The sequence below is a fragment of the Streptomyces sp. SPB162 genome (assembly GCF_029504575.1).
GTDB lineage: Bacteria > Actinomycetota > Actinomycetes > Streptomycetales > Streptomycetaceae > Actinacidiphila.
Genome location: NZ_JAQFII010000001.1, coordinates 3,982,840 through 4,007,147, shown reverse-complemented (window position 1 = coordinate 4,007,147; position 24,308 = coordinate 3,982,840). Strand labels below are relative to the sequence as shown.

At 70.8% G+C, this 24,308-nt stretch carries 19 protein-coding genes, 2 tRNA genes and 1 pseudogene; 5 read left to right on the top strand and 17 right to left on the bottom strand.

All coding sequences use genetic code 11. The features are described 5' to 3' along the window. The first annotated feature begins 33 nt into the window (after positions 1-33). Positions 34-2,007 carry a Stk1 family PASTA domain-containing Ser/Thr kinase gene (pknB, locus tag M2266_RS18240; protein WP_277439144.1) on the top strand — a complete coding sequence of 658 codons (1,974 nt, stop codon included), beginning with the start codon at positions 34-36 and terminating at the stop codon, positions 2,005-2,007. Positions 2,008-2,083: 76 nt separating this feature from the next. Here the strand turns inward: pknB and M2266_RS18235 are convergent, their stop codons facing one another. The 6 genes from M2266_RS18235 to M2266_RS18210 all read right to left on the bottom strand — a co-directional run bounded on the left by M2266_RS18235 (position 2,084) and on the right by M2266_RS18210 (position 6,678). Further along, positions 2,084-2,776, bottom strand: a complete 693-nt coding sequence (locus M2266_RS18235; RefSeq protein ID WP_277439143.1) for a class E sortase — start codon at positions 2,774-2,776, stop codon at positions 2,084-2,086. A gap of 44 nt (positions 2,777-2,820) precedes the next feature. Further along, on the bottom strand, positions 2,821-4,317 hold the full coding sequence (locus tag M2266_RS18230) for a class E sortase (RefSeq protein ID WP_277439142.1): 1,497 nt from the start codon (positions 4,315-4,317) through the stop codon (positions 2,821-2,823). Beyond that, positions 4,314-4,952, bottom strand: coding sequence for an aminodeoxychorismate/anthranilate synthase component II (locus M2266_RS18225; protein ID WP_277439141.1), 639 nt, complete (start codon positions 4,950-4,952; stop codon positions 4,314-4,316). The genes M2266_RS18230 and M2266_RS18225 overlap by 4 nt, the downstream gene beginning before the upstream one ends. Next, positions 4,949-5,143: a hypothetical protein gene (locus M2266_RS18220; protein WP_138351195.1), complete on the bottom strand. Its 195-nt coding sequence runs from the start codon at positions 5,141-5,143 to the stop codon at positions 4,949-4,951. Before M2266_RS18220 ends, M2266_RS18225 begins: the two co-directional genes overlap by 4 nt. 82 nt (positions 5,144-5,225) lie before the next feature. Further along, a complete protein-coding gene (locus tag M2266_RS18215) occupies positions 5,226-5,948 on the bottom strand; it encodes a class E sortase (protein WP_277439140.1) in 723 nt (240 codons plus the stop codon). A 67-nt stretch (positions 5,949-6,015) separates the two neighbouring features. After that, positions 6,016-6,678, bottom strand: a complete 663-nt coding sequence (locus M2266_RS18210; RefSeq protein ID WP_277441250.1) for a DUF881 domain-containing protein — start codon at positions 6,676-6,678, stop codon at positions 6,016-6,018. 260 nt (positions 6,679-6,938) lie between these two features. On the opposite strand from M2266_RS18210, the gene crgA reads away from it, so the two are divergent. Next, a complete protein-coding gene (gene crgA, locus M2266_RS18205; protein WP_277439139.1) occupies positions 6,939-7,193 on the top strand; it encodes a cell division protein CrgA in 255 nt (84 codons plus the stop codon). Between the two features lie 265 nt (positions 7,194-7,458). Here crgA and M2266_RS18200 read toward each other — a convergent pair whose 3' ends face one another. After that, positions 7,459-8,307, bottom strand: a complete 849-nt coding sequence (locus M2266_RS18200; RefSeq protein ID WP_277439138.1) for a rhomboid family intramembrane serine protease — start codon at positions 8,305-8,307, stop codon at positions 7,459-7,461. Positions 8,308-8,391: 84 nt separating this feature from the next. Then, the gene (locus M2266_RS18195; RefSeq protein WP_277439137.1) at positions 8,392-8,925 is read right to left on the bottom strand and encodes a peptidylprolyl isomerase; all 534 of its coding nucleotides are present in this window, start codon (positions 8,923-8,925) and stop codon (positions 8,392-8,394) included. Positions 8,926-9,163: 238 nt separating this feature from the next. On the opposite strand from M2266_RS18195, the gene M2266_RS18190 reads away from it, so the two are divergent. Further along, on the top strand, positions 9,164-9,907 hold the full coding sequence (locus M2266_RS18190) for a DUF5324 family protein (RefSeq protein ID WP_277439136.1): 744 nt from the start codon (positions 9,164-9,166) through the stop codon (positions 9,905-9,907). A gap of 127 nt (positions 9,908-10,034) precedes the next feature. Here M2266_RS18190 and M2266_RS18185 read toward each other — a convergent pair whose 3' ends face one another. From M2266_RS18185 to M2266_RS18175, 3 genes are all read right to left on the bottom strand, one after another. Further along, positions 10,035-11,639, bottom strand: coding sequence for an MFS transporter (locus M2266_RS18185; RefSeq protein WP_277439135.1), 1,605 nt, complete (start codon positions 11,637-11,639; stop codon positions 10,035-10,037). Between the two features lie 46 nt (positions 11,640-11,685). Continuing rightward, positions 11,686-15,000 (bottom strand): BTAD domain-containing putative transcriptional regulator, encoded by a 3,315-nt coding sequence (locus M2266_RS18180; protein WP_277439134.1) that lies wholly within the window; start codon positions 14,998-15,000, stop codon positions 11,686-11,688. An 86-nt stretch (positions 15,001-15,086) separates the two neighbouring features. Next, positions 15,087-15,159 (bottom strand) — tRNA-Ala (locus M2266_RS18175). Between the two features lie 100 nt (positions 15,160-15,259). On the opposite strand from M2266_RS18175, the gene M2266_RS18170 reads away from it, so the two are divergent. Beyond that, on the top strand, positions 15,260-15,811 hold the full coding sequence (locus tag M2266_RS18170; protein WP_277439133.1) for a DNA-binding protein: 552 nt from the start codon (positions 15,260-15,262) through the stop codon (positions 15,809-15,811). 29 nt (positions 15,812-15,840) lie between these two features. Beyond that, positions 15,841-17,094, top strand: coding sequence for a serine/threonine-protein kinase (locus M2266_RS18165; RefSeq protein ID WP_277439132.1), 1,254 nt, complete (start codon positions 15,841-15,843; stop codon positions 17,092-17,094). Between the two features lie 12 nt (positions 17,095-17,106). Here the strand turns inward: M2266_RS18165 and M2266_RS18160 are convergent, their stop codons facing one another. From M2266_RS18160 to gyrA, 6 genes and pseudogenes are all read right to left on the bottom strand, one after another. After that, positions 17,107-17,838, bottom strand: a complete 732-nt coding sequence (locus M2266_RS18160; RefSeq protein ID WP_277439131.1) for a hypothetical protein — start codon at positions 17,836-17,838, stop codon at positions 17,107-17,109. 582 nt (positions 17,839-18,420) lie between these two features. Beyond that, positions 18,421-20,346, bottom strand: a complete 1,926-nt coding sequence (locus tag M2266_RS18155; protein WP_277439130.1) for a VWA domain-containing protein — start codon at positions 20,344-20,346, stop codon at positions 18,421-18,423. A 150-nt stretch (positions 20,347-20,496) separates the two neighbouring features. After that, the gene (locus M2266_RS18150) at positions 20,497-20,637 is read right to left on the bottom strand and encodes a DLW-39 family protein (RefSeq protein ID WP_269280271.1); all 141 of its coding nucleotides are present in this window, start codon (positions 20,635-20,637) and stop codon (positions 20,497-20,499) included. A gap of 200 nt (positions 20,638-20,837) precedes the next feature. After that, positions 20,838-20,911 (bottom strand) — tRNA-Ile (locus M2266_RS18145). Between the two features lie 62 nt (positions 20,912-20,973). Next, positions 20,974-21,682 (bottom strand): annotated as a pseudogene (locus tag M2266_RS18140) (DUF3566 domain-containing protein). A 2-nt stretch (positions 21,683-21,684) separates the two neighbouring features. Further along, positions 21,685-24,270 carry a DNA gyrase subunit A gene (gene gyrA / locus M2266_RS18135; protein ID WP_277439129.1) on the bottom strand — a complete coding sequence of 862 codons (2,586 nt, stop codon included), beginning with the start codon at positions 24,268-24,270 and terminating at the stop codon, positions 21,685-21,687. Positions 24,271-24,308: the final 38 nt, after the last annotated feature.

Sequence of the window (24,308 nt, the reverse complement as noted above, 5' to 3'; positions counted from 1 at the left end):
CCACAGGGCACGGTTAAGGGAAGGGCAAGAGCTATGGAAGAGCCGCGTCGCCTCGGCGGCCGGTACGAGCTGGGTTCGGTGCTCGGCCGCGGTGGCATGGCCGAGGTGTACCTCGCCCACGACACCCGGCTCGGCCGCTCCGTCGCTGTGAAGACGCTCCGGGTAGATCTTGCCCGCGATCCGTCCTTCCAGGCCCGGTTCCGCCGTGAGGCCCAGTCCGCCGCCTCCCTGAACCACCCGTCGATCGTCGCCGTGTACGACACCGGCGAGGACTACGTCGACGGTATCTCCATCCCGTACATCGTCATGGAGTACGTCGACGGCTCCACCCTCCGCGAACTGCTGCACTCCGGGCGCAAGCTACTGCCCGAGCGCTCGCTGGAGATGACCGTCGGCATCCTGCAGGCCCTGGAGTACTCGCACCGCGCCGGCATCGTGCACCGCGACATCAAGCCCGCGAACGTGATGCTCACGCGCAACGGCCAGGTCAAGGTCATGGACTTCGGCATCGCCCGCGCCATGGGCGATTCCGGCATGACGATGACGCAGACCTCCGCCGTCATCGGCACGGCCCAGTACCTCTCCCCCGAGCAGGCCAAGGGCGAGCAGGTCGACGCCCGCTCCGACCTCTACTCGGCCGGCTGCCTGCTCTACGAGCTGCTGACCGTGCGGCCGCCGTTCGTCGGCGACTCCCCGGTGGCGGTGGCGTACCAGCACGTGCGCGAGGACCCGCAGCCCCCGTCGAACTTCGACCCCGAGATCACGCCCGAGATGGACGCCATCGTCCTCAAGGCGCTGACCAAGGAGCCGGACTACCGCTACCAGTCCGCCGACGAGATGCGCGCGGACATCGAGTCGTACCTCGACGGCCAGCCCATCGCGGCGACCGCCGCCATGGGATCCGTCGGCTACGGCGGGTACGGCGGCGGCTACGGGGACAACGCGGCGACCACGGCGCTGCCCGCGCAGAACCCCGCGACCTCCATGCTTCCCCCGGTCCGCGACGACGACGGCGGCTACGGCTACGACGACCGCCCCGACCGCCGCCGGCAGAAGAAGAACCACACCTCGACGGTGCTGCTGGTACTGGCCGGCATCCTCGTCCTGGTCGGCGCGATCTTCCTCGGCAAGGCGGTGTTCAAGGGCAACAACGCGCCGGACACCCTCACGGCCCCGAACCTCGTCGGGAAGTCCCTCGCCGACGCCCAGAGCTCGGCCACCAATGCCGATCCGACCATCAAGGTCGTCAAGGGCGAGACCAAGTTCTGCGAGGCCCAGCCCGCGAACACGGTCTGCGACCAGCTGCCGAAGGCCGGCGACTCGCTCGCGACCGACAAGACGATCACGGTCTCCATCTCCAAGGGCGTGGCCCCGACCGCCGTCCCGGACGTCGTCAACGACAAGTTCGAGGACGCCAAGAAGTCCCTGGAGGACAAGGGATTCCAGGTCAAGCAGGAGACCGAGACGTCGAACACCAAGGACGACGGCACGGTCCTCAAGCAGGACCCCGCGGGCGGCACCCTCAAGCCGAAGGACACGGTGATCACACTGACCGTGGCCAAGAAGCCCGAAAAGATCGAAGTGCCTAATTTGAAGGGTCTGCAGTTCGAGGCCGCAAAGCAGAAACTGAACGATCTGGGTTTCACGAACGTCACCAAGAAGGATCAGCCTTCCACCGATCCGGCGAACAACGTCATCGATCAGAACCCGGCGGCTTTCAGCCAGCAGAGCAAGGACACACAGATCAACCTGACCGTGTCGACGGGTCAGCCGCCGGCGCCGGCGCAGACGCCTGTACCCAACGTCATGTTCAAGACGGTCAAGCAGGCCAGGGAGTTGTTGCAGCAACAAGGCTTCAACAACATCCAGTTCGCCCCGGGCAGCTCGCAGGACGACAAGGCCCGCATCACAGGCCAGGATCCGCAGCCGCAGACCGGCGTTGACCCCGCCAGCCAAGTGATCACCCTCACCACCTTCGGTGGCAACGGCAACAACAACTTCGGCTGATACGGACCGCCCTCCACCAGGAGCGGCAGCACGACGAAAGGGGCCACGGACGTCGCGTCCGTGGCCCGGGGGATATTCAGCCCAGTTCGGCCGGCGGCGTGCGGTTCGGGTCGACCTTTTCGGTGCGGGTGAGTTCTGCCCAGACGACGTAGCGGTAGCGCGAGGTGTAGACGGGGGTGCAGGTCGTGAGGGTGATGTAGCGGCCCGGCTTCTTCTTGCCGGATTCCTTCGGGACCTGGTCGATGACGTCGACGTTGTACTTCGAGGTCTCGTCGAGGACCGAGTAGACCTTGTAGACGTACCAGGTGTCCTTGTCCTCGAAGACGACCGGATCGCCGTTCTTGAGCTTGTCTATGTTGTGGAACTTGGCGCCGTGGCCGTCGCGGTGGGCGGCCAGCGTGAAGTTGCCCTGCTTGTCCCACGGCATGGCGGACTTGACGGGCTGGTCGTAATAACCGGCGACGCCCTCGTTGAGGGTGTCGGTGTCGGTGCCCTTCTTGACCAGGACCTCGAAGTTCCTGCCCATCGCGGGGACGTGCAGGAAGCCGATGCCGTCCTTGGTGTCGAGGCCGCGGGGACCGGTGGCGGCCCAGCCCTTGCGGACCTTCTCGCTGTCCTTCTTCGCGTGGCGATCGGCTATCACGTTCGTCCACCACAGCGAGTAGACGACGAACAGGGCGAGCACCAGCCCCGCGGTGATCAGCAGTTCACCGATCACACTGATGATGGCCGCGACCGGGCTCCGCCCGCCGCGATTGGTCGTCGTCACCGCTGTTCCGTTCTGTGGCAGTCCGTTGTCCGGCCCGGGGCCGGTCAGTCGGGCAGCGCCGCGGGCTTGCCCTGGCTGCGCGGCCGTTCCTCGACCATCTTGCCCCAGACGATCATCCGGTACGTGCTGGTGAACTCCGGGGTGCACGTCGTGAGGGTGATGTAGCGGCCCGGCTTGGTGAATCCGGAGCCCGGCGGGACCGGTTGGATCACCTTGACGTTCGAGGGGGAGGTGCTCGGGAGCACGCTCGTCATCTCGTACGTGTAGTACGTGCTCTCGGTCTCGACCACGATCTTGTCGCCCGGCACCAGCTTGTTGATGTAGCGGAACGGTTCTCCGTGGGTGTTGCGGTGGGCCGCGAGCGCGAAGTTGCCCTGCTTGTCCCACGGCATCGCCGTCTTCATCGCACCGGTGTAGTGGCCGATCATGCCCTTGTCCAGGACGCTGTGCTTGGAGACGCCCTCGGCGATCGGGGCCTTCACGTCCAGCTTCGGGATGTACATGATCGCGAAGCCCTGCCCGGGGGAGAACGCGCCGGCCGCCCGGTCGTCGACGTTCTTCTGGTCGCTCTTGTCCTTGTCCCACTGGTTCTGCAGGGCATGGGTCGCGCCGCTGGCCTGCTGATGGGCACGGATGTTGGTCCACCAGAGCTGGTACGTGACGAAGAGGAGCATCAGGACGCCGACCGATATGAAGACCTCGCCGATCACCCGGCTGAGGATCACCGCCGGGCTGTCCTTGGCCGCCCGCTCCGCCCGTCTGGCCTCCAGACGGGTCATGGGCACGGCCGGGGCCACCGGGACCCCTGGGGCCGCCTGGGCGGCTCCGGGGCCCGTCGGGGCCCCAGGGCCGGTCCGGCCCCGGGCGCGGTGCCCAGCGCCCTGCTTGGCCGCTCTACGGCGCTCGGCACGGCCACCGGGCGCCGGAGCGGCCGCCTCCGTGACGGCGGGCTCCTCCGCGACGTGTTCCCCGGTCCCGACGGACTCGTCCGGCGTCCGGTCCAGGCGCACGGCCGGGAACTGCGCGGTCTCGCCGGGTACGCCCCTGCGCCGGACCCTGGGGGGCGGCACGGGCGCGGGTTCGGGTGCGGGTTCGCGTGCGGGTTCGGGCGGCGCGGTGGTCCCGGCGTCGTAGCCGCCCCGGTAGCTCGCCTCGTACGTGCCGGCGTATCCCGCGTCGTACGCGGGCGCCGTCGACGGCTGGAACTGCGGCTCGTACGGCGGCGCGAACCCCGGCCGCGGCGCGGCCGCCGACTGCTCGGGCGCCCCGGGCGCCCCGTGCTCCGACTGCGGCATGTCGTGCGGGCGGAACCAGGGGGAGCCGATGACCTCCTCGCCCGGGTCCGACGTGGCCTCGGCGGCCTCAGGCGGCGCCTCCCGCCCGGACGGCGCCTGCGGCCCCGACGGTGCCGACGGCGGTGGCGGCACCGGAGTCCGGCCCGGAAGGGGGTCGCTGAGCGGGTCCGCGAGCTGTCCGACCGCCACCGCGAACTGGCCCGTGTCCTCGTAGGACGGGGGCTCGTCCGGGCGGAGCCCGGTCACGCCCCGGCCCTGCCGACCACGGGCGCCAGCCCCGTCGAACGGCCGGGGGCGCCTTCGTCCCCGCACGCCACCAGCCAGTTGGCGAGCATCAGATGACCCCATTCGGTGAGCACCGACTCGGGGTGGAACTGCACGCCCTCGACAGCCGCGTCACGGTGCCGCAGCCCCATGACGATGCCGCTGTCCGTCCAGGCCGTGACCTCGAACTCCGGCGGTACGGTGTCCCGTTCCACCGCCAGCGAGTGGTACCTGGTCGCCGTGAAGGGCGTCGGCAGGCCGGCGAACACACCGGTACCGGTGTGCGTCACGAGCGAGGTCTTGCCGTGCAGCAGCTCGGGCGCCCGGCCGACCACGCCTCCGTAGGCGACGGCCATGGACTGCAGCCCGAGGCAGACGCCGAAGACCGGCACCCCGGTCTCCGCGCAGTGCCGGACCATGTCGATACAGACCCCGGCCTGCTCCGGCGCGCCGGGACCGGGGGAGAGCAGCACCCCGTCGAAGCCGTCCTGCGCGTGCGCGAGCTCGACCTCGTCGTTGCGGAGCACCTCGCACTCGGCACCGAGTTGGTAGAGGTACTGGACCAGGTTGAAGACGAAGCTGTCGTAGTTGTCCACCACGAGGATGCGAGCGGTCATCGGACGGCGGCCATCCCGTTCGTCGCGTTCATGCCGTTGTCCACTGTCACGTCGTTGAACGGCAGCAGCGGCTCGGCCCACGGGAAGACGTACTGGAAGAGGACGTAGACGACGGCCAGTGCGAGCACGAGCGAGATCAGCGCTCTGAGCCACACGTTGCCCGGCAGATGCCGCCAGATCCAGCCGTACATGCGCTGCCTTCCTTCCCGGTTCTCCGGAACAGAGTAAGGGGAGATCGACGGGACCGTCGGCCTACCCGGGCAAACCCTCCGGCTACCCGGACAAACCCTCCGGCTCGCCCTGCTCGGCGGGGCTCACCGTCTCCAGGTGCGCCCAGGCGATGAGGCGGTGGCTGTGGCCCCACTCCGGATCGCAGGTCGTCAGCGTCAGGTAGCGACCCGCCGTCGTCCAACCGGACTCCTTCGGCACCGGGTCGATGACGCCGGTGTCGGTGGGAACGGTACGGAAGGGGGCGCGGTCCAGCACGTACGTGAACCAGGACGCGCCGTCGAAGAGGTAGACGCGGTCGCCCTTGCGCAGCTTCGGGAAGTCCTTGAAGGGATCACCGTAGGTGCGCCGGTGGCCGGCCACCGCGAAGTTGCCGGTCGCCCCGAGCCGGGCGGTGCCCGGGTAGTGCCCGAGCCCCTTCTTCAGCACGCCGGTGCCGGTGCCCTGCAGCACCGGCTTGTGCCAGCCGGAGCCGAGCCGCGGGATGTACATGACGGCGAACGACGTGCCGTCCTTGTACGGGGCGGGCGCGGGGGGAGCGGTGGCCGGGGTACCGCCCGGCGCGGACGCGGTCGGGGCGGGGGACGGGCCGGCGGGGGCGAGCGATCCGGTGGCCCAGGTGTTCTGCAGCCGGTCGATCTCGCCGTTCATCGCGCTGTCGGCGCGCACCCCGGTCCAGAACAGGAGGTAGACGACAAAGAGCACGATCAGCGCGCCGGCCGTGACACAGACTTCGCTCAGCGTCCGCACGACCAGCCGGATCGTCATCGGCGCCCCTCGCCCCTCGCCCCGCAACCGGTAACGCGGGCCGGTCCCGCGGACGGTCAGGGACCGGTCAGGAGACGGGCTTCGCGTAGTGGAGATCCACTGTGCCGGAGTAGCCGGGAAGAGTCACCCGGTTGTCCGCGTCCACTTTCCAGCCGAGCCCGTAGGCGTTGACGTACTGGAGGTAGTTCTGGATGGTCGCGTTCCGGTCGATGGCCGCACGCAGCTTCTTCTGGTCACCCACAGCGGTGATTCTGTACGGCGGGGAGTAGACCCGGCCCTGCAGGATCAGGGTGTTGCCGACGCAGCGGACGGCGCTGGTGGAGATCAGCCGCTGGTCCATGACCCGGATGCCCACCGCCCCGCCCTCCCACAGCGCGTTGACCACGGCCTGCAGGTCCTGCTGGTGGATGACCAGGTCATTGGGTTGCGGGTCGGGCACGCCGGGGACGAGCGGGGTGGCGTTCGGCGGGGCGTCGTTGAGGGTGACATTGAGCGCCGGGCCGGTCAGCGCCTTCGTACCGGCTTCTTCCTCGAGCTGGTCGAGCTGCTTGCGGGTCGCGTCGCCGGCGCCGGCGCCGCGGCGGGTGAGGGAGTCGACGTCGCTCCGGACGCCGGTGAGCTGGTTCTCCAGCTCCTGGTTCCGCCCGCTCTGCTTGCGCACGTTGTCCGAGAGCTTGGGCAGCGGGTCGTCGCTGCGGATGTTGACGCCCTTGGCCGTGTCGAAGCTCATCCAGAAGATCAGACCGGCGAGCGCGAAGACTCCCGCACTGAGCGTCCGCAGGACTACGGTGCGGGTGGAAGGACGGAAGGGAGAAGGACGGGAGTGGGACGCGTCGCCGGAATCGGTCACCGTACCCTTGTCTCCTTCACACCCGAGGAAGCACTACGCTAACGGACGCCCGTCCGCGGTGGTGCCCCCACCCGCCCGGCCAGCATCACATCCCCGACATCCCCGCGCGGTTACGCAGCGCATCGACAGGAGAGTTCCTCGTGCCGAAGTCACGGATCCGCAAGAAGGCCGACTTCACTCCGCCGCCGGAGAAGACGCAGTCGATAAAGCTCAGGTCCGGCTTCAACTGGGTCGCGCCCCTGATGCTGGCGTTCTTCGTCATCGGCCTGGCCTGGATCGTCCTCTTCTACGTCACGCAGGGCAGCCTGCCGATCGACGCGCTGGGGAACTGGAACATCGTGGTGGGCTTCGGCTTCATCGCGGGTGGATTCGTCGTGTCCACGCAGTGGAAGTAACCGGCTTCCGAGCTGGTCCGAGCGCTTCTCCCCAGGGTTGTCCACACAGTTATCCACAGTGGGGAAAAGGTCGGAAGATCTGTGGATAACCTCTACGAGGTTGACGCCGGTGTGACCGGTGGCCGATGCGTCGGCCACCGGTCTTTCGTTGATCTTGCAGGGAAAACACGGTGCGGTGACCGCACGCACACGCGTTCCCCACAGGGTGCACAGGACCGGGTACTCGCTGTGGATAACGTCTGATCAACGCCAGTGGTAACGCCCCTCAGGCGGTTATCTGCGCCACGGCGATCCAGCTGGCCGCGAGCGCGACCGCCAGCACCGCCGCACAGGTCCCCCACTGCACCAGATCGCGGCGCTCGCGCGGCGCGTACGCCAGCCCGATCGCGATCACCGTGCCGGCCGCCAGGCCGCCGAGGTGGCCCTGCCAGCTCACGTTCGACCAGGTGAAACTGAAGAACAGGTTCAGCCCGAGCAGGACCAGGATCGGTCGCATGTCCATACGGCTGCGCCGCATGAAGACGGCGGTGGCCCCGAAGAGGCCGAAGATCGCCCCAGAGGCGCCCAGTGCGCCCGGGTACGGAGCGAGCACCAGGACCAGAGCGCTGCCGCCCAGCCCCGAGATCAGATACAGCGCCAGGTAGCGGGCCCGGCCGAGCGTGGCCTCCAGCGGGGCGCCGATCCACCACAGCGTCAGCATGTTGAAGCCGATGTGCCAGTACTCCTGGTGCGCGAAGACCGAGCTGATCAGGCGGTACCACTGGTCGGGGCCCTCGGAGACGCCGATGCAGTACTGCCGCACGACGGGGTCGCAGTACGCGTACAGCGACAGATCGCCCGCCAGCCGGTCGCCGATCACCTGCACCAGCAGGAAGACCGCCAGGTTGAGTCCAATGAGGATCTTCGTGACCAGGTGCGGGTCGGTGGCAACGGCGCCGCCGGCGACCGTGCGCGGCGTCGGCGTCGTCCGCCGGGCCTCGCCCAGGCACTCCGGGCACTGGTAGCCCACCGAGGCGCTGACCATGCATTCCGGGCAGATCGGCCGGTTGCACCGGGTGCAGCGGATGCCGGTCTCGCGATCGGGGTGCCGGTAGCAGCAGACCGCCTGGTCCATGAGGGCCTCTTCCTGGGGACGCGCGTCGCCCTGCCCCTCCATACGGACGGGCAGGGCGCGGTGTTCCCGAAGAGTACGGCGCGATCAGCCCTCGCGGGTCTCGATCACGACCGACTCGATCACGACGTCCTCGACCGGACGGTCGGTGCGCGGGTTGGTCGGGGTGGAGATGATCGAGTCCACGACCTTCCGGCCGGCCACGTCGACGACCTCGCCGAAGATGCTGTGCTTGCGGTTCAGCCACGTGGTCGGGGAGACCGTGATGAAGAACTGGGAGCCGTTGGTGCCCGGGCCGGCGTTGGCCATCGCCATCAGGTAGGGCCGGTCGAAGACGAGGTCGGGGTGGAACTCGTCCGCGAACTCGTAGCCGGGGCCGCCGGTGCCGTTGCCCAGCGGGTCGCCGCCCTGGATCATGAAGCCGCTCATCACACGGTGGAACACGGTTCCGTCGTACAGCTTCGCGTTGGTCGGCTTGCCGGTCTTCGGGTCGGTCCACTCCCGCGTGCCCTCGGCGAGCTCCACGAAGTTCTTCACCGTCTTCGGCGCGTGGTTCGGCAGCAGCCGGATCTCGATGTCCCCGTGGTTGGTCTTCAAGGTCGCGTAGAGCTGCTCGGCCACGATCTGCCTTTCCTGGTCTTCACTGACAGGGACAAATCCTCGCACGGACGAGGACCGACCGTCGGCTTGCCCGGCCCCATCGCGTCGCGGCCCGCATCGTGGCATCGTCTGTCTAAGCTCTCGTGTGTCCCGCCATGACCCATATGCCCGGTCGCACATGCCGGACTGGCCGTAGACAGGCATGATTTCAAATCGGGTGGACAGGCGAAAACCGTACGCCACCGAGGAGGAGGTTCCTGTGACCCGCATCGACAGCGTGCGCAACGCAGCCGGGCAGACCAAGGACAGCATGCAGCACGCCGCTGAGGTGGTCGCTCCATACGCTGTCACCGCCAAGGACAGCGCCGCGCACTACGCGGACGAAGCCCGGATCTGGTTGACGCCACGAGTCGCGACAGCCGCGCACAAGGCACATGCCGCACTACCGCCCAAGGTCGCTTCGGCCGTGGACACCGCGGCCGTCAAGGCCGCGTTGACCGCACGGCAGGCCAACGAGTACGCCGCCCCCAGGGTCGGACACGCGGTGGAGGTCACCCGTGCCGCCGCGGGTCCCGCCCGCGACGAGGCCGTGGCACGTGGCGCGGCCGCGCTGGCAGCGCTGCAGGGCAAGGTGTCGGTCGCCGAGATCAACAAGCTGGGCAAGAAGCACCGGCGCCGCGCCAGGGCGGGCAAGGCGGCCAAGCGCCTCGCCCTGATCGGCATCATCAGCGGGGCGGGATTCGCCGCGTGGAAGTGGTGGAGCAAGCAGACCAACCCTGACTGGCTGGTCGAGCCCGCCGCCCCGACCGAGGTCGCGGACCGCGCCACGCTCAACGGCAGCGCTCCGACCGTCGTCGGCACGGACCGCACGAACGGCGCCGACCCGCTCGACGTGGTCGATGTCGTCGACGGCTCGCCCGTCGAGCCCCTCGACCCCGAGGTGCAGGCGAAGCAGGCCGAGGCGGACCGTGTGGAACGCCCGGAACGCGGCAACGAGTCCTGATCCCGGACCGGGTCGGCAGTCGATAGCCGCGGTCCTGGATTCCCCGTCGAACAGCGCGTACGCGTCATAGGTCGGAGGGCGGGAGACCGAAAGGGTCTCCCGCCCTCCGACCTGCGCGCGGGGCGGGTCAGCGCCCGACCAGCTCCTTGGCGTCGGCTTCCGAACCCTCCGCGTCGGCCGGTTCGTCGATCACCGCGGGGACGCCTCGCAGGGTGTAGAGCGCGGCCACCGCCGCGACGGCGATCAGCACGGCGCCCGCCAGGGTCGTGACGTGCATGCCGTGCGTGAAGGCCTCGTTCGCCGTCTCGGCCACCTGCCGCCCCATCGGGCCGGACAGCTGCGCGCCGGACCCGACCGCACCGCCGACGGACTCCCGGGCGGCCTCGGCCGCACCGGCCGGAAGACCCGCCGGCAGGTCGAGCCCGCTGCGGTACACGCTGGTCAGCACCGATCCGAGAACCGCGATGCCCAGCGCCCCGCCGAGCTCCATCGCCGTCTCGGAGATGGCCGCCGCGGCGCCCGCCCGCTCCTTCGGCACGCTCGCCAGGACCGTGTCGGAGGTGACGGTGAAGGTCAGGACGATGCCCACCCCGTTGACGATCAGCGCGGGCAGCAGCAGCCAGTAGCTGGAGTTCGGGGTGACCAGGCCCAGTCCGACCATGCTGACCGACATCAGGCCCAGCCCCAGGGCCACCACCCTGGCCCGGCCGATCCTGGGCACCAGCGCGGAGGAGAGCGGAGCGGCGAAGGCGGCGGACAGCGGGCCGGGGAGCAGTGCCAGGCCCGCCATCAGCGGGGACCACCCGCGGACGACCTGGAAGTAGAGCGAGAAGGCCAGCGAGAGCGAGGCCGAGGCGAAGATGGCGACCAGATTGGCGCTGATGGAGCCGGTGAAGGCCGGGTTACGGAAGAGCTTGACGTCCAGCAGCGGTGCCGCGATACGGGTCTGGCGCCGGGCGAAGACGATCAGGCAGACGACGCCGACCGCGGCGGCGATCCACACCGAGGGCTCGTGCACACCGTCACGGGCGGCCGTCTTGATGGCGAAGATGACCCCCAGCAGACCGACGATCGAGAGCGGGACGCTGATCCAGTCCAACCGTCCCGGGTTCGGGTTGCGGGACTCGGGGAGCACGATCGCCCCGGCGATCACGAGCGCCAGCAGGATCGGGACGTTGATCAGGAAGACCGAGCCCCACCAGAAGTGGTCCAGCAGCGCGCCGCCGACGACCGGTCCGAGGGCGAAACTGCCCGCCCCGACCCCGCCGGAGACGCCCACGGCCGTGGTGCGCTCGCGGGGGTCGGTGAAGACGTTGCGGACGATCGAGAGCGTCGACGGCATGATCGTCGCCCCGGCCACCCCCAGCAGCGCGCGGGCCCCGATGAGCATCTCCGGGCTGGTGGCGTACGCGGTGAGGACCGAGGCCACCCCGAAGGCGCCCGCGCCCAGCAGCAGCAGTTTCTTGCGGCCCATCCGGTCACCGAGGTTGCCCATCACCACCAGCAGGCCGCCGAGGGCGAATCCGTAGATGTCCGCGATCCACAGGATCTCGGTGCCGGACGGCTGGAGGTCGGTGACGAGCGAGGGGATCGCGTAGTTGAGCACGCTGGTGTCGATGCCGAGCAGCGCCGCCGCCACGCAGCAGATCGCCAGTACCGCCCAGCGCCGGGGGTTCGAGGGAGTCGTGGTGGCCGTCCGCGCGGTCCGCGCCGTCTTCGGGTTCTTCGTCATGCCGGTGACTGTCGCAAGGCGCTCTGACCGGGCACTGACCGTTCGCTTACCGAGCGACCCCGAAGCCGGTCAGCGCCACGACGGTCTCGTCCCGGGTGAGCGCGACGCCCCGGGCGTGCGCGGCGGCGAAGGCGTCGTCGCCGAGCGCGGCGCGGGCGGCGGCGATGACCCTGGCCGTGTCCCGGTCGGGCGGCACCTCGGCTCCGCGCAGCGTCCGGGCAGTGCCGAGGAGCAGCGCGGCCCGCTCGGGCCCGCCGTCCAGCAGCGCCAGACCGGCCAGCGCCTCGGCGAAGCTCGCGGCGACCGGGCCGTTGCGGCTCACCAACTCGGCCTCGGGGACCTGGCGGTAGTAGCCGCGGGCCCGTTCCACATCCCCCTCGGCCTCGGCGACACGGGCCAGCCCGATGAGGATCAGCGGACGGTTCATGTCGACAACCGCCCAGCCGAGGCCGCTCTCGCCGAGGGCCAGCTCGTACAGTGCGCGGGCGGCGGCCGGCTCACCGCGCATCCTGGCGATCTCGCCCAGCCCGAGGTGGGCCAGCGCCATGCAGTCGGGCGCACCCGCCCGAGCGGACAGTTCGACCACCCGCGCGTAGTCGGCGCGGGCCGCCTCGGTGTCCCCGTCGCGGGCGCTGCGTTCGGCCCGCCGGCACAGCAGCTGCGCCATGTCCTCGATCGCCCCGAGCGGTTCGACGTAGCCGAGCGCCTCGTCGGTCAGCGCGGCGGCGCGCTCGTGATCGCCCTGCCAGTCGGCGAGCTGCGCCAGCACGTCCAGCGCGTTGGCCATCGCCCAGCGGTCGCCGAGCGCCCGGAACCCTTCGAGCCCGGCGGTGAACTCCCGTTCCGCCTGCGTGGTGTCGCCGTTGACCATCCAGTGCGCGTAGCCCTGTCCCAGGTGCAGCAGCGCCCTGGACCACGGCTCGCCGCCGGGATCGTCCAGGGTGCGCTCGATCAGCTCCGCGGCGTCGCTGGTGGGCGCGCCCATGGCCATCGCCCAGATGACGGTGAGGGTGGGGAAGCGCCGCGGCAGGTAGTCGAGGCTCGCCATGACCGCCTCGGCGGCGGCCGTGTGCGCGGTCAGGTCGTGGTGGTCCGACCGGCCGTTGGCCGCGGCGAGCACGCACAGCACGTACTCCTCGTCCAGCCCCTCGGGCGGCTGCGGCCCGGTGATGTCCAGCAGGGCACGGGCGGGACCCGCGCCCTCCAGGCGCACACCGCGCAGCAGCCAGTACGTCGACAGCGGGGCCAGCAGCCGCAGCGCCGTCGTGACGTCGCCCTCCTCCACCCGGCGGCGCAGCGCGGTGTGCAGGTTGTCCTGGTCGACGGAGAGCCGCCGCAGCCAGTCGAGCTGCTCCGCGCGCCGCAGATGCGGCTCCGCCGCGTCGACCACGCCGAGGAAGTACCGGGCGTGGGCGCGGCGCAGGACCGCCGTCTCACCGGCTTCCGCGAGCCGCTCGGCCCCGTAGGCGCGGATCGTCTCCAGCATCCGGTAACGGACCCCGTCGGCGCCCTCAGGACGGTGGGCGACGACCAGGGACTTGTCGACGAGGGAGTCGATCAGATCGAGCACGTCGAACGCGTCGACCCCGGCTTCCCGGGTGGCTCCCTCGTCCTCCTCGCGGTCAGCGCAGACGGATTCGGCCGCTTCCAGCGTCCAGCCGCCGGCGAAGACCGAGACGCGGCGCAGGACGGCCCGTTCGGGCTCCGTGAGCAGGTCCCAGCTCCAGTCGACGACCCCGCGCAGCGTCTTCTGCCGGGGCTGGGCGGTACGGCTGCCCCGTGACAGCAGCCGGAACCGTTCGTCCGGCCGGATCCCGGGCCCGTACTCGCCCCGCTCGGGCGCCGCGGACCGCGCGCCGAGCCGGGAGGCGATCTCGGACGCGGACATCGAGCGCAGGCGGGCGGCGGCCAGTTCGATGGCCAGCGGCAGTCCGTCGAGGGCCGTGCACACCCGCAGGACCGCGTCCAGATCGGCCGCCAGCTCGAAATCGGGCTGCACGGCGACAGCCCGCTCGGTGAACAGCCGCACCGCGGGAAAGGCGAGCGCACGGACCGGGTCCGTGCCGGGCGGCGGGAGCCGCAGCGGAGGGATCGGGCAGAGCGTCTCGCCGGGGATCCCCAGCGGCTCGCGGGTGGTGGCCAGTACGCGCAGTCGTCCGCAGTCCCCGAGCAGTCGGCCGACGAGCCCGGCGATCTCGCCGACGACATGCTCGCAGTTGTCCAGCACAAGCAGGAGCGGGCGGTCGGCCAGGGCCGCGGTCACGCGGGCGACCGGATCGGGAGCGGGACCGGCGCCGGGCATCACCCCGGCCTCGCGCAGTCCGAGCGCGCCCTGGATCGCGTGCGGCACCTCGGCGGCGTCGGTGAGTCCCGCCAGCTCGACGAAGCAGGCCTCGCCGCTGTACCGCCCAGCGGCCTCGACCGCGATCCGGGTCTTGCCGGCTCCGCCGGGGCCGATGAGGGTGACGAGCCGCCCCTCGGACAGCTGCGTGCCGATCCGGTCCAGCTCCTCGTCGCGGCCGACGAAGCTGGTGAGCTGCGCGGGCAGCGCGAAGCGCGGTCGGGCGGGCACCGGCGCCGGTGTCCTGGGCGATGTTCCACGTGGAACATGCGCGTGGGAGGCGGTCGTGAGCTCCGGATCGGCGCGCAGAACCGCCAGGTGAACGGCGGCCAGCTCAGGCCCGGGGTCCGCCCCCAGCGTGTCGGCGAGTTCACTGCGGGCCGCCTCGTACGCCTCCAGGGCCTCGCTCTGCCGCCCGCTGCCGTACAGGGCCCGCATCAGCTGGCCGCGCAGCCGCTCACGCAACGGGTGCGCGTCGACGAGCTCCCGCAGCCCGGCGACCAGCTCCCGGTGGCCGCCGAGCGTCAGTTCGGCCTCCATCCGGTCCTCCGCGGCCGAGACCCGCAGCTCCTCCAGACGCGTCACCTGCGACCGCGCGAACGGCGCGTCCCCCACATCGGCCAGCGCGGGCCCGCGCCACAGCTCCAGCGCCTCCCGCAGCAGTTCGGCGGCGCGTGCGGGATCACCCGCGGCCAGCGCCTCACGCCCCTCCGAGCTGAGCCGCTCGAAACGGTGCGCGTCCACGTCGTCGGGGTCGATCACCAGCCGGTATCCCGCGGGACCGAACTCGATCGGCTGCCGCAGAACGTGGCGCAGGCGCGACACCTGCGACTGCAGGGCGTTCGCCACCCCGGCCGGCGGTTCCTCCCCGTACAGGCCATCGATCAGCCGTTCGGGCGTCACCACCCGGCCGGCGTCGAGCAGCAGCATCGCCAGCAGCCCCCGCCGCCGCGGCCCACCCAGCACGACCGCGCCACCGTCCACGTCCGAGACCTGCGTCGCGCCAAGGATGCCGAACATCACGCCCCCGATTGTGCAGCACCGGCCAGTGATCCGATACGCAAATCAGCGCGGGACCGTGAACGGTCCCGCGCTGATCGACACTGTGGAGCCTAGGAGATTCGAACTCCTGACATCTGCCTTGCAAAGGCAGCGCTCTACCAACTGAGCTAAGGCCCCGCTTCGCAGAACAGCGTACCTGTTCCGGGACGTGACCCCGACCCGGTATCGCGGTCCGTAGGATGCTTTGCAGGATTCACGGCCGCAAACAGGAGTGCGTATGGACCCCTCCCCGCACGACGCCGCCAGCCGCGCGCAGGAGCTGCAGCGCACCTGGTACGGCGAGCCGCTCGGCGACCTCTTCCGGCGCCTCATCGGCGATCTCGGGTTGAACCAGGCGCGCCTGGCGGGCGTGCTGGGGCTCTCCGCGCCGATGCTGTCGCAGCTGATGAGCGGTCAGCGCGCGAAGATCGGCAACCCGGCGGTCGTCCAGCGCCTGCAGGCACTCCAGGATCTCGCCGGGCATGTCGCGGACGGCAGCGTGACGTCCTCCGAGGCGACCTCGCGGATGGACGACATCCGGCAGTCGTCCGGCTCCTCCGTCCTCACCGGCACCACCCACAGCTCCTCGTCGGGATCCGCCGCAGGCTCCGCCCGGCACGTCGTGCGGGACATCCAGTCGCTGCTGCGGGCCGTCGCGTCCGCCGAAGAGATTGCGGAAGCGGCGGACACCCTCGCCTCCAGCCATCCACAACTGGCAGAGTTCCTTCATGTGTACGGCGCCGGGCGGACCGCGGAAGCGATCACCCACTACGAGGCGCACCAAGACTGAACGCAACAGCGGGGGGCGGGTCGCAGTCCATGGGTGAGGTCTTCGCAGGCCGGTACGAGCTGGTGGACCCGATCGGACGGGGCGGCTCGGGCGCGGTCTGGCGCTCCTGGGACCACCGGCGGGGACGGTACGTCGCGGCGAAGGTCCTCCAGCAGAGCGACGCGCACGCGCTGCTCCGCTTCGTCCGCGAGCAGGCGATGCGGATCGACCATCCGCACGTCCTCGCGCCCGCCAGTTGGGCCGCCGACGACGACAAGGTCCTGTTCACCATGGACCTGGTCCGCGGTGGATCGCTCTCCCACCTGATCGGCGACTACGGGCCACTGCCCCCGCACTTCGTGTGCGCGCTGCTCGACCAGCTGCTGTCCGGGCTGACGGCCGTCCACGCCGAAGGGGTCGTGCACCGCGACATCAAGCCCGCCAACGTCCTGCTGGAGGCCACCGGCACCGGCCAGCCGCACCTGCGGCTGTCGGACTTCGGCATCGCCATGCGCAAGGGCGAGCCGCGGCTGACCGAGGTCGACTACGTCGTCGGCACACCGGGTTACTTCGCGCCCGAGCAGATGCTGGGCGCCGAGCCCGACTTCCCGGCCGACCTGTACGCGGTCGGCCTCGTCGCCCTCTATCTGCTCAGCGGGCAGAAGCCGGACGCCCAGGCGATCTTCGAGCGCTACCTGAACGAGGGCGTCCCGCGCGCCCCGCGGGGTGTGCCGGAGTCGATGTGGCAGGTCATAGGCAACCTGCTGCAACCCGACCCGGACGCCCGCTTCCGCACGGCCACCGGCGCCCGCAAGGCGCTGTCCGCCGCGGTCGAACTCCTTCCGGTTCCCGGCCTGGACGACGAACCGGTCGAGGTCTTCGACCAGATCGGCCCCCTCCCGGAGGGCTTCGACGCCCAGGGCCCCCGCCGGAAGGCCCGCAGGACCCGCCCCGAGGAAACCAGCAGCTTCCACCTCCCGGCCCCCCAGCCGGCAGCCTCGCCGGTCCCGGCGCACGCCCCGCAGCAGCACTCGGCCTACGGCTACCCCCAGACGGGCACCCAGACCCCGCCGCCGGCCGAACACAACCCGTACGCATCGGCGCCACCGGCAGAGGTCCAGCCACAAGCGCCCACGGTCCCGCCCCACCAGCCGGATCCCACCCGCCCGTACACGGCAGCAGTACACACCGCGCCGCTTCCCCCGTCACGACGACCGGGACCACCCGCCAAGCTGGTGATCCCGATCCTCATCGCCGCCGCCCTCTGCTTCGCGGTCGGCATCTGGGCCCTGGCGGCCGCCTGAGGGGGCCGCGGCCTACCAAGCCGGCGGTGGCCCGTACCCCGACTGCGGCGGCGACGCCTGCGGCGGCAGCGGAGCCGCGACCCGGGACCGGCGACGCGCCGTCACCACCCACACGCCCAGGCTCAGCAGGAGCACCGTGCCCGCCCCCAGCGCCGCGAACGCCACCATCCGCAGCGTGGAGTCCGAGGTGCCGCCGGTCGCCGTGCCGTCGGCCCGCGCCAGATCGTCGCCTCCGACGCCGAACCCTGCCTTGCCCGCGTCACCGTCGTACCCCGGCGACGGGGCCGCCGTGCCCTTGACGTCCAGCCGCAGGGTGACGCCGATCGGGCCGTCCACGACGCTCTTGACGCCCGGGTGGACGCTGACCGCGAAGTAGTACCAGCCGGCGAACCGCGTCGCCGAGACCTTGCCGCCGCTCTCGAACCGGTTCGCGTACGAGACCGGTACGGTCTGGCCGGTGATCGACGTCTGCTTGCCCGCGTACGACTCCGTGTCGTCGTCGATGTGGCCCCGGGCGGGGTTGTACGCGTCGAGCCGTACGCCGGCGCTCTGGTAGCTGTTCTCCTTGGCCGCGGGCGCGTTCGCGAAGTCCGCGAAGAGCACCGCGTGCTGACCCCAGTCCACCGGCACCTTGTAGAAGCGGGTCTCGCCGGGCAGCACCTTGTCGTTCCAGATGCCGCTCTTGATGGCCGCCGCGTTGTCGAAGCTCGTGCCGCCCTGTGCGGGCTTCGGCGTGCCGGTCACCGAGGGTGGGTGACGCCTCCGTGGCGCTGGAGGCGGGCGCGGGCTTGGCGTCGGCCTTGAGGGCCGGCTCGGACATGAAGCGGATCTCCACGGGCCATTCGCCCGGGTCCGACGTCCCGGCGCTCTCCCGCGTGATCTTCAGGGTGTAGCGGTTGGCCTCCTGGCAGCGCCCGTCCTTCTCGATGGTCCGCGCCGTGTAGCCGCCGACCGGCCTCGCCGCCCCGTCGTTGTCGAAGTGCGCGTCGTAGCGGTCGCAGTCGGTGCCGTCGGCGCTCTGCAGCTTGAGCTCGATGCCGTCCCCGTAGGCCACCTTGGCGCCCGGTTCGGGAACGGCGAACGCCGACAGGTACGCCGAGGACTTCGCGTCCAGGTCCACGCCGTAGTACTTGGTGTCGCCCACCTTGAGGGTGTCCTTGTAGGTACCGCCCGCCGTGAGCGCCTGGGCGTCGGCCGTCGTCGCCGCGCCCGTCACCGGCGTGCCCTGCGGCTGCCACACGGGCACGGCGGTGTCCGCCAGTGCCGTGCCGTGCAGCCCGGCGAGCGTCACGCCGGCCACCGCGACCGCCACCACCAGTCCGCGCATCACGCCCCGCCCCTCTTCGTCCGGCGCACGAGCGCCACCCCGCCGACGGCCGCGAGCGCGACCGCCCCGCCCGCTCCTGCCGCGATCATGTCCTTGCCGGTCATGAATCCTCCCCCGTTCGAGCCGCCGCTGTCGCGGCCGGCGGCCGAATCGCCGCCCTTGTCACCGGCTTTGCCGTCGTCCTGCCCGCCGTTGTCGCCGCCGTCGTTCCTGGCCTGCCCCTTGGCCAGGGCCGGCGCCTGGTACTGCGGCCCGGCCAGTTCGTCCCCCGTCACGTTGACCCGCAGGACGACGCCGACCGCCGCGTTCTTCGCCAGCCGCGCGGCCCTCGGGCCGAGCGACACGGCGATGTAGTAGTCCCCCGCGCTGTGCACCGCGGGGGCCGAGCCGCCGAGGACCCAGCGGTTGGTCCAGGTCACCGGCACCGTGCCGAGCCCCACGGACAGGGGCTTCCCGGTATAGCTGCGGTGGTCGTCGCCGCCGGAGGCGTCCCGCACCGGCTGCCGGCCGGGCCCGTACGTCCCCGTCTCGACGAAGCTCCAGACCGAGGCCGCGGACGCGTCGTCGAGCACCGGTTCGTTGGCGAACTCGGCCGTGTAGCCGAGCTGTTGTCCCCAGCCCAGCCGCACCTTGTAGAAACGGGTCTGCGCGGGCAGCAGCTTGTCGCGCCAGACGCCCTTGGTGAGGGCGGTCGCGTCGTTGAAGCCGGTGCCGCCCGTGATGTCGCGCGGGTCGCCGGCGAGCGGCGCGGGCTTGTCGCCGTAAGCGGTCTCGGCGGCCGCGGGCGTGGTGCCCGCCTTGAGCGCCGGCTCGCTCCCGTACCGGAGCTCGACGGGCCACCGGCCCTGGTCGGAGCCCGGCGCGCTCGTGCGGTGCACCGACAGCAGGTACCGGCCGGCTTTGTCGCAGCTCCCGTCGCCCTTGGCGGTGGGCACCCGGCTCACCGCCGCACTGACGATCATCGCGCCCTCGTCCTGCCCGAAGTGCGCGGAGCCGGTGTCGCAGGTGAACGCGTACTGGCCGCCCGACACCGCCTTCAGCTCGATGCCGTCGCCGTATCCGACCTTCACGCCCGGCTGCGGAACGGCGGTCACCGCGAGGTCCGCGGTCGAGGTGGCGTCCAGACCGGCCGCGTACCAGCGGGTCTCACCGGACCCGATGGTGTCCAGGTACTGCCCCGGCGCGATGCCGGCCGCCCGCGCCGCCGTCGGGCCGCCCGTGATGCGGGTGCCCTCGAAGCGGTACCCGTCGGCGCTGAGCTGCGAGGCGCGCACCAGCTGCCGGGCGAGCGCCGCCGCGTCGGGGGCGTCGTAGTACGCGCCGTGTCCGGCTCGGGCGACGCACTCCAGTTCCTCGCGGGCGGCGCCCTTGACCTGGAAGCCGACGGTGTCGATCCGGAGCCCGATCCCGTCCCCGGCCAGCTGGGCCGCCACCTCGCAGGGCTTGGGCGCCCCGCAGTTGGACTCGCCGTCGGAGATCAGCAGGATCGTGCGCCGGCCGCCCTTGGGCAGGTCGCCCGCGGCCCGGGTCAGCGCCAGGGCGGTCGGGGTGTCCCCCTTGGGCTGGACGGCCGCCACAGCCCGTTTCATCGCGTCCCGGTCCAGCGGCACGACGGCCTGGGAGAGCTGGGTGTCGTCGCAGCCGTGCGGCTTGCCCGCGCCGTAGACCCGCAGTCCGGTCCGGTGGCCGTCCGGCAGGGTCTCCACGACCGTGCTGACGGCCTTGCGGGCCGACTCGATCCGGGTGCTGCCCGAACCGTCGGGCCCCGCCATCGATCCGGACGAGTCCAGCACCATGATCAGGCTGTCGTCCGCGGCCGGTTCCGCCGCCCGCGCGGCCGCCGGCCCACCGAGCGCCGCGAGGGCCGTGAGCAGCACTCCGCCGCCCACCGCCCCGACAGCCGCGCGCCACTGTGGTCGTTGCATGCTGTGCTCCCCCTCGACCGGCCGTCTCTGTTTGCTACCGCGAAGGTATTGATTTGCGTGAGCAAACTCAAGGCGTTTCCCGTCACGGTCCCGCAACAGCGAGAGGCCCCGACCGCACAAGCGATCGGGGCCTCAGAGCACTTCGGCGTCTCAGACGCTCGCGCCGGAACCTGCCGGTACGGAGTCGGTCGCTTCCGTCCACAGATCCTGCTCGGCGCGGTCCGCCTGGATCTGGCGGTACACGAGGAGCCCGCCGACGGCGGCCAGTGCCACCAGGAGAAACTTCTTCACCGCGCGACCTCGTCCTTCTTGGATTGGGAGAGCCCTGACGCGCCCGACTATACACACCGACCGATACCGAACGGTGACCTGCACCCGCTCCGATTTCCGCACCCGGTGGCACCCGCCGGCAGCCTCCCGCCGAGCCCGAAACCCACGGAAACAGCAAACGGCCCGTACGGATCAGGATCCGTACGGGCCGTTCAACGCGGTGGGCCTAACAGGACTTGAACCTGTGGCCTCTTCCTTATCAGGGAAGCGCTCTAACCGTCTGAGCTATAGGCCCGCGCTGCAACGAAAGATTAGCGCACCACAGGCCATGTCCCAAAATCGGTATCCGGCGCCCGGTTACTCGTCCTCCGCGAGCGTCAGCTCGACGCCGCCGACGAAGCCCGCGGACATGTTGTAGATGAAGGCGCCGAGGGTGGCCAGCGCGGTCGCGAGGACCACGTCGATCACCGCGATGACCGTGGTGATGACCAGGACGCGGGAGAGCGACAGGAAGGACACCAGGTCGAAACCGCCGCTGCTGCCGCCCTCCGCCGTCGTCGCGTCGCTGATCGTGCTGCCGACCGTGCTGAAGACGCCGATCGCGTCCAGCACCATCCACAGCACCGCCACCGCCACGATCGTGCACACGCCCAGCGCGATGGAGAGCAGGAAGCTGACCTTCATCACCGACCACGGGTCGGCCCTGGCCACCCGCAGCCGCGCCCTTGCGCGTCCGCGGCACGGTACGGGCGGCAGGACGCGGCCTGCGGACTCCCGCGGCGGCCGGCGCCCCCGCACCGGCCCCCTGGGCGGCCGGCGGCGGCTGATAGGCCTGCGCGGGCTGGTGCGGCGGCTGCTCCGGTGCGCCCGGAACCCCCGCGCCATAGGTTTGAAGCGGGCCCGCGCGATGCGGCGGACGGGTGTCGGTCACGGTGGATCCCCCCTGCTGCGGGCCGTTGCTCGTGGGGGAGCCAGGGGCATCGCCGCCGGCACCGGCCTGGGTGGCCGCCTGCGGCCGGTCCGGACCTGTCGTCCCGCCGGCAGCGGCGCCCGTGACTCCACTCACGGTTACTCCTCGATTTCAGCGGCCACGGGCTCGTCGCCCTCGGCCTCTTCGGCGTCGACCTCGTCGGCCTCCGCACCTGCCTCGGCGTTGCGCGCGATGCCCACTACGGCATCCCGCTTGCCGAGGTTGATCAGTTGGACGCCCATGGTGTCACGGCCCGTCTCCCTGACTTCGTTGACCCGCGTACGAATCACTCCGCCGCTGAGGGTGATGGCGAGGATCTCATCCGTCTCCTCGACCACCAGCGCCCCGACGAGGGAACCGCGGTCCTCGACGATCTTCGCCGCCTTGATGCCGAGTCCGCCACGCCCCTGGACGCGGTATTCGTCCACCTTGGTGCGCTTGGCGTACCCGCCGTCCGTGGCGGTGAAGACGAACGTACCCGGCCTGACCACATTCATCGAGAGCAGTTCGTCGCCCTCTCGGAAACTCATGCCCTTCACGCCCGACGTCGCACGGCCCATCGGCCGCAGCGCGTCGTCCGTGGCGGTGAACCGGATGCACTGCGCCTTGCGGCTCACCAGCAGCAGGTCGTCCTCCGCCGACACCAGCTCGGCGCCGATCAGCTCGTCGTCGGAGCCGTCCTCGGCCTCGCGCAGGTTGATGGCGATGACGCCGCCGGCCCGCGGGGAGTCGTAGTCCTTGAGCGCGGTCTTCTTGACCAGCCCCGCCCTGGTGGCGAGCACCAGGTACGGCACGGCCGAGTAGTCCCGGATCGCCAGGATCTGGGCGATCTTCTCGTCCGGCTGGAACGCCAGCAGGTTGGCGACGTGCTGGCCGCGGGCGTCGCGCCCGGCGTCCGGCAGCTCGTACGCCTTCGCCCGGTAGACCCGGCCCTTGTTGGTGAAGAAGAGCAGCCAGTGGTGCGTGGTGGAGACGAAGAAGTGGTCGACGAGGTCGTCCTGCTTCAGCTTCGCGCCCCGCACGCCCTTGCCGCCGCGCTTCTGCGACCGGTAGTCCTCGGTCTTGGTGCGCTTGACGTAGCCGCCGTGCGTGATCGTGACGACGATGTCCTCTTCGGCGATCAGGTCCTCGATGGACATGTCACCGTCGAAGGGGATCAGCTTGCTGCGCCGGTCGTCGCCGAACTTGTCGACGATGACCGCCAGCTCCTCGCTGATGATCTGCCGCTGCCGCTCGGGCGAGGCCAGGATCGCGTTGTACTCGTTGATCTTGGCCTGCAGCTCGTCGTGCTCCGCGACGATCTTCTGCCGCTCCAGGGCCGCGAGGCGCCGCAGCTGCATCTCCAGGATCGCGTTCGCCTGGATCTCGTCGATCGACAGCAGGCCCATCAGGCCCTCGCGGGCGATCTCGACCGTGTTGCTGCGCCGGATCAGCGCGATGACCTCGTCGATCGCGTCCAGCGCCTTGAGCAGGCCGCGCAGGATGTGCGCCCGCTCCTCGGCCTTGCGCAGCCGGAAGCGCGTACGGCGGACGATGACCTCGACCTGGTGCGTCACCCAGTGCCGGATGAACGCGTCGATCGACAGGGTGCGCGGCACCCCGTCGACCAGCGCCAGCATGTTCGCGCCGAAGTTGGTCTGCAGGTCGGTGTGCTTGTACAGGTTGTTCAGCACGACCTTGGCGACCGCGTCGCGCTTGAGCACCACGACCAGGCGCTGCCCGGTGCGCGAGCTCGTCTCGTCGCGGACGTCGGCGATGCCGGCGACCTTGCCGTCCTTCACCAGGTCGGCGATCTTCTGCGCGAGGTTGTCCGGGTTCACCTGGTACGGAAGCTCCGTGACCACCAGGCACTGGCGGTTCTGGATCTCCTCGACGTTGACGATCGCGCGCATCGTGATCGAGCCGCGGCCCGTGCGGTACGCGTCCTCGATGCCGCTGCGGCCCACGACCAGCGCGCCGGTCGGGAAGTCCGGGCCCTTGATCCGCTCCAGGAGGGCGTCCAGCAGCTCCTCGTGCGAGGCCTCGGGGTTCTCCAGGTACCACTGCGCGCCCGCCGCGACCTCGCGGAGGTTGTGCGGCGGGATGTTGGTGGCCATGCCGACCGCGATCCCCGCCGAGCCGTTGACCAGCAGGTTCGGGAAGCGCGCCGGAAGGACCGTCGGCTCCTGGTTGCGGCCGTCGTAGTTGTCCTGGAAATTGACGGTGTCCTCGTCAATGTCGCGGACCATCTCCATCGACAGCGGCATCATCTTGCACTCGGTGTACCGCATGGCGGCGGCCGGGTCGTTGCCCGGGGAACCGAAGTTGCCGTTGGAGTCCACGAGCGGCATCCGCATCGACCAGTGCTGGGCGAGGCGGACCAGGGCGTCGTAGATCGAGGAGTCGCCGTGCGGGTGGTACGTACCCATGACGTCACCGACGACGCGGGCGCACTTGTAGAAGCCCTTCTCGGGCCGGTAGCCGCCGTCGTACATCGCGTACAGCACCCGGCGGTGCACCGGCTTGAGGCCGTCACGGACGTCGGGCAGCGCACGCGACACGATGACGGACATCGCGTAGTCGAGATAGCTGCGCTGCATCTCCGTTTCGAGGCCCACCGGCTCGATGCGCACGGTGGAGGTCTCGGCTTCGGCGGCCACGGCCGCCTCGTCGTCGGGCGTCACAGGGGGATTCTCGTCGGCCATTGCTGGTCAAAGTCCTTTCGGGCGGCGGCGGTGGGGCC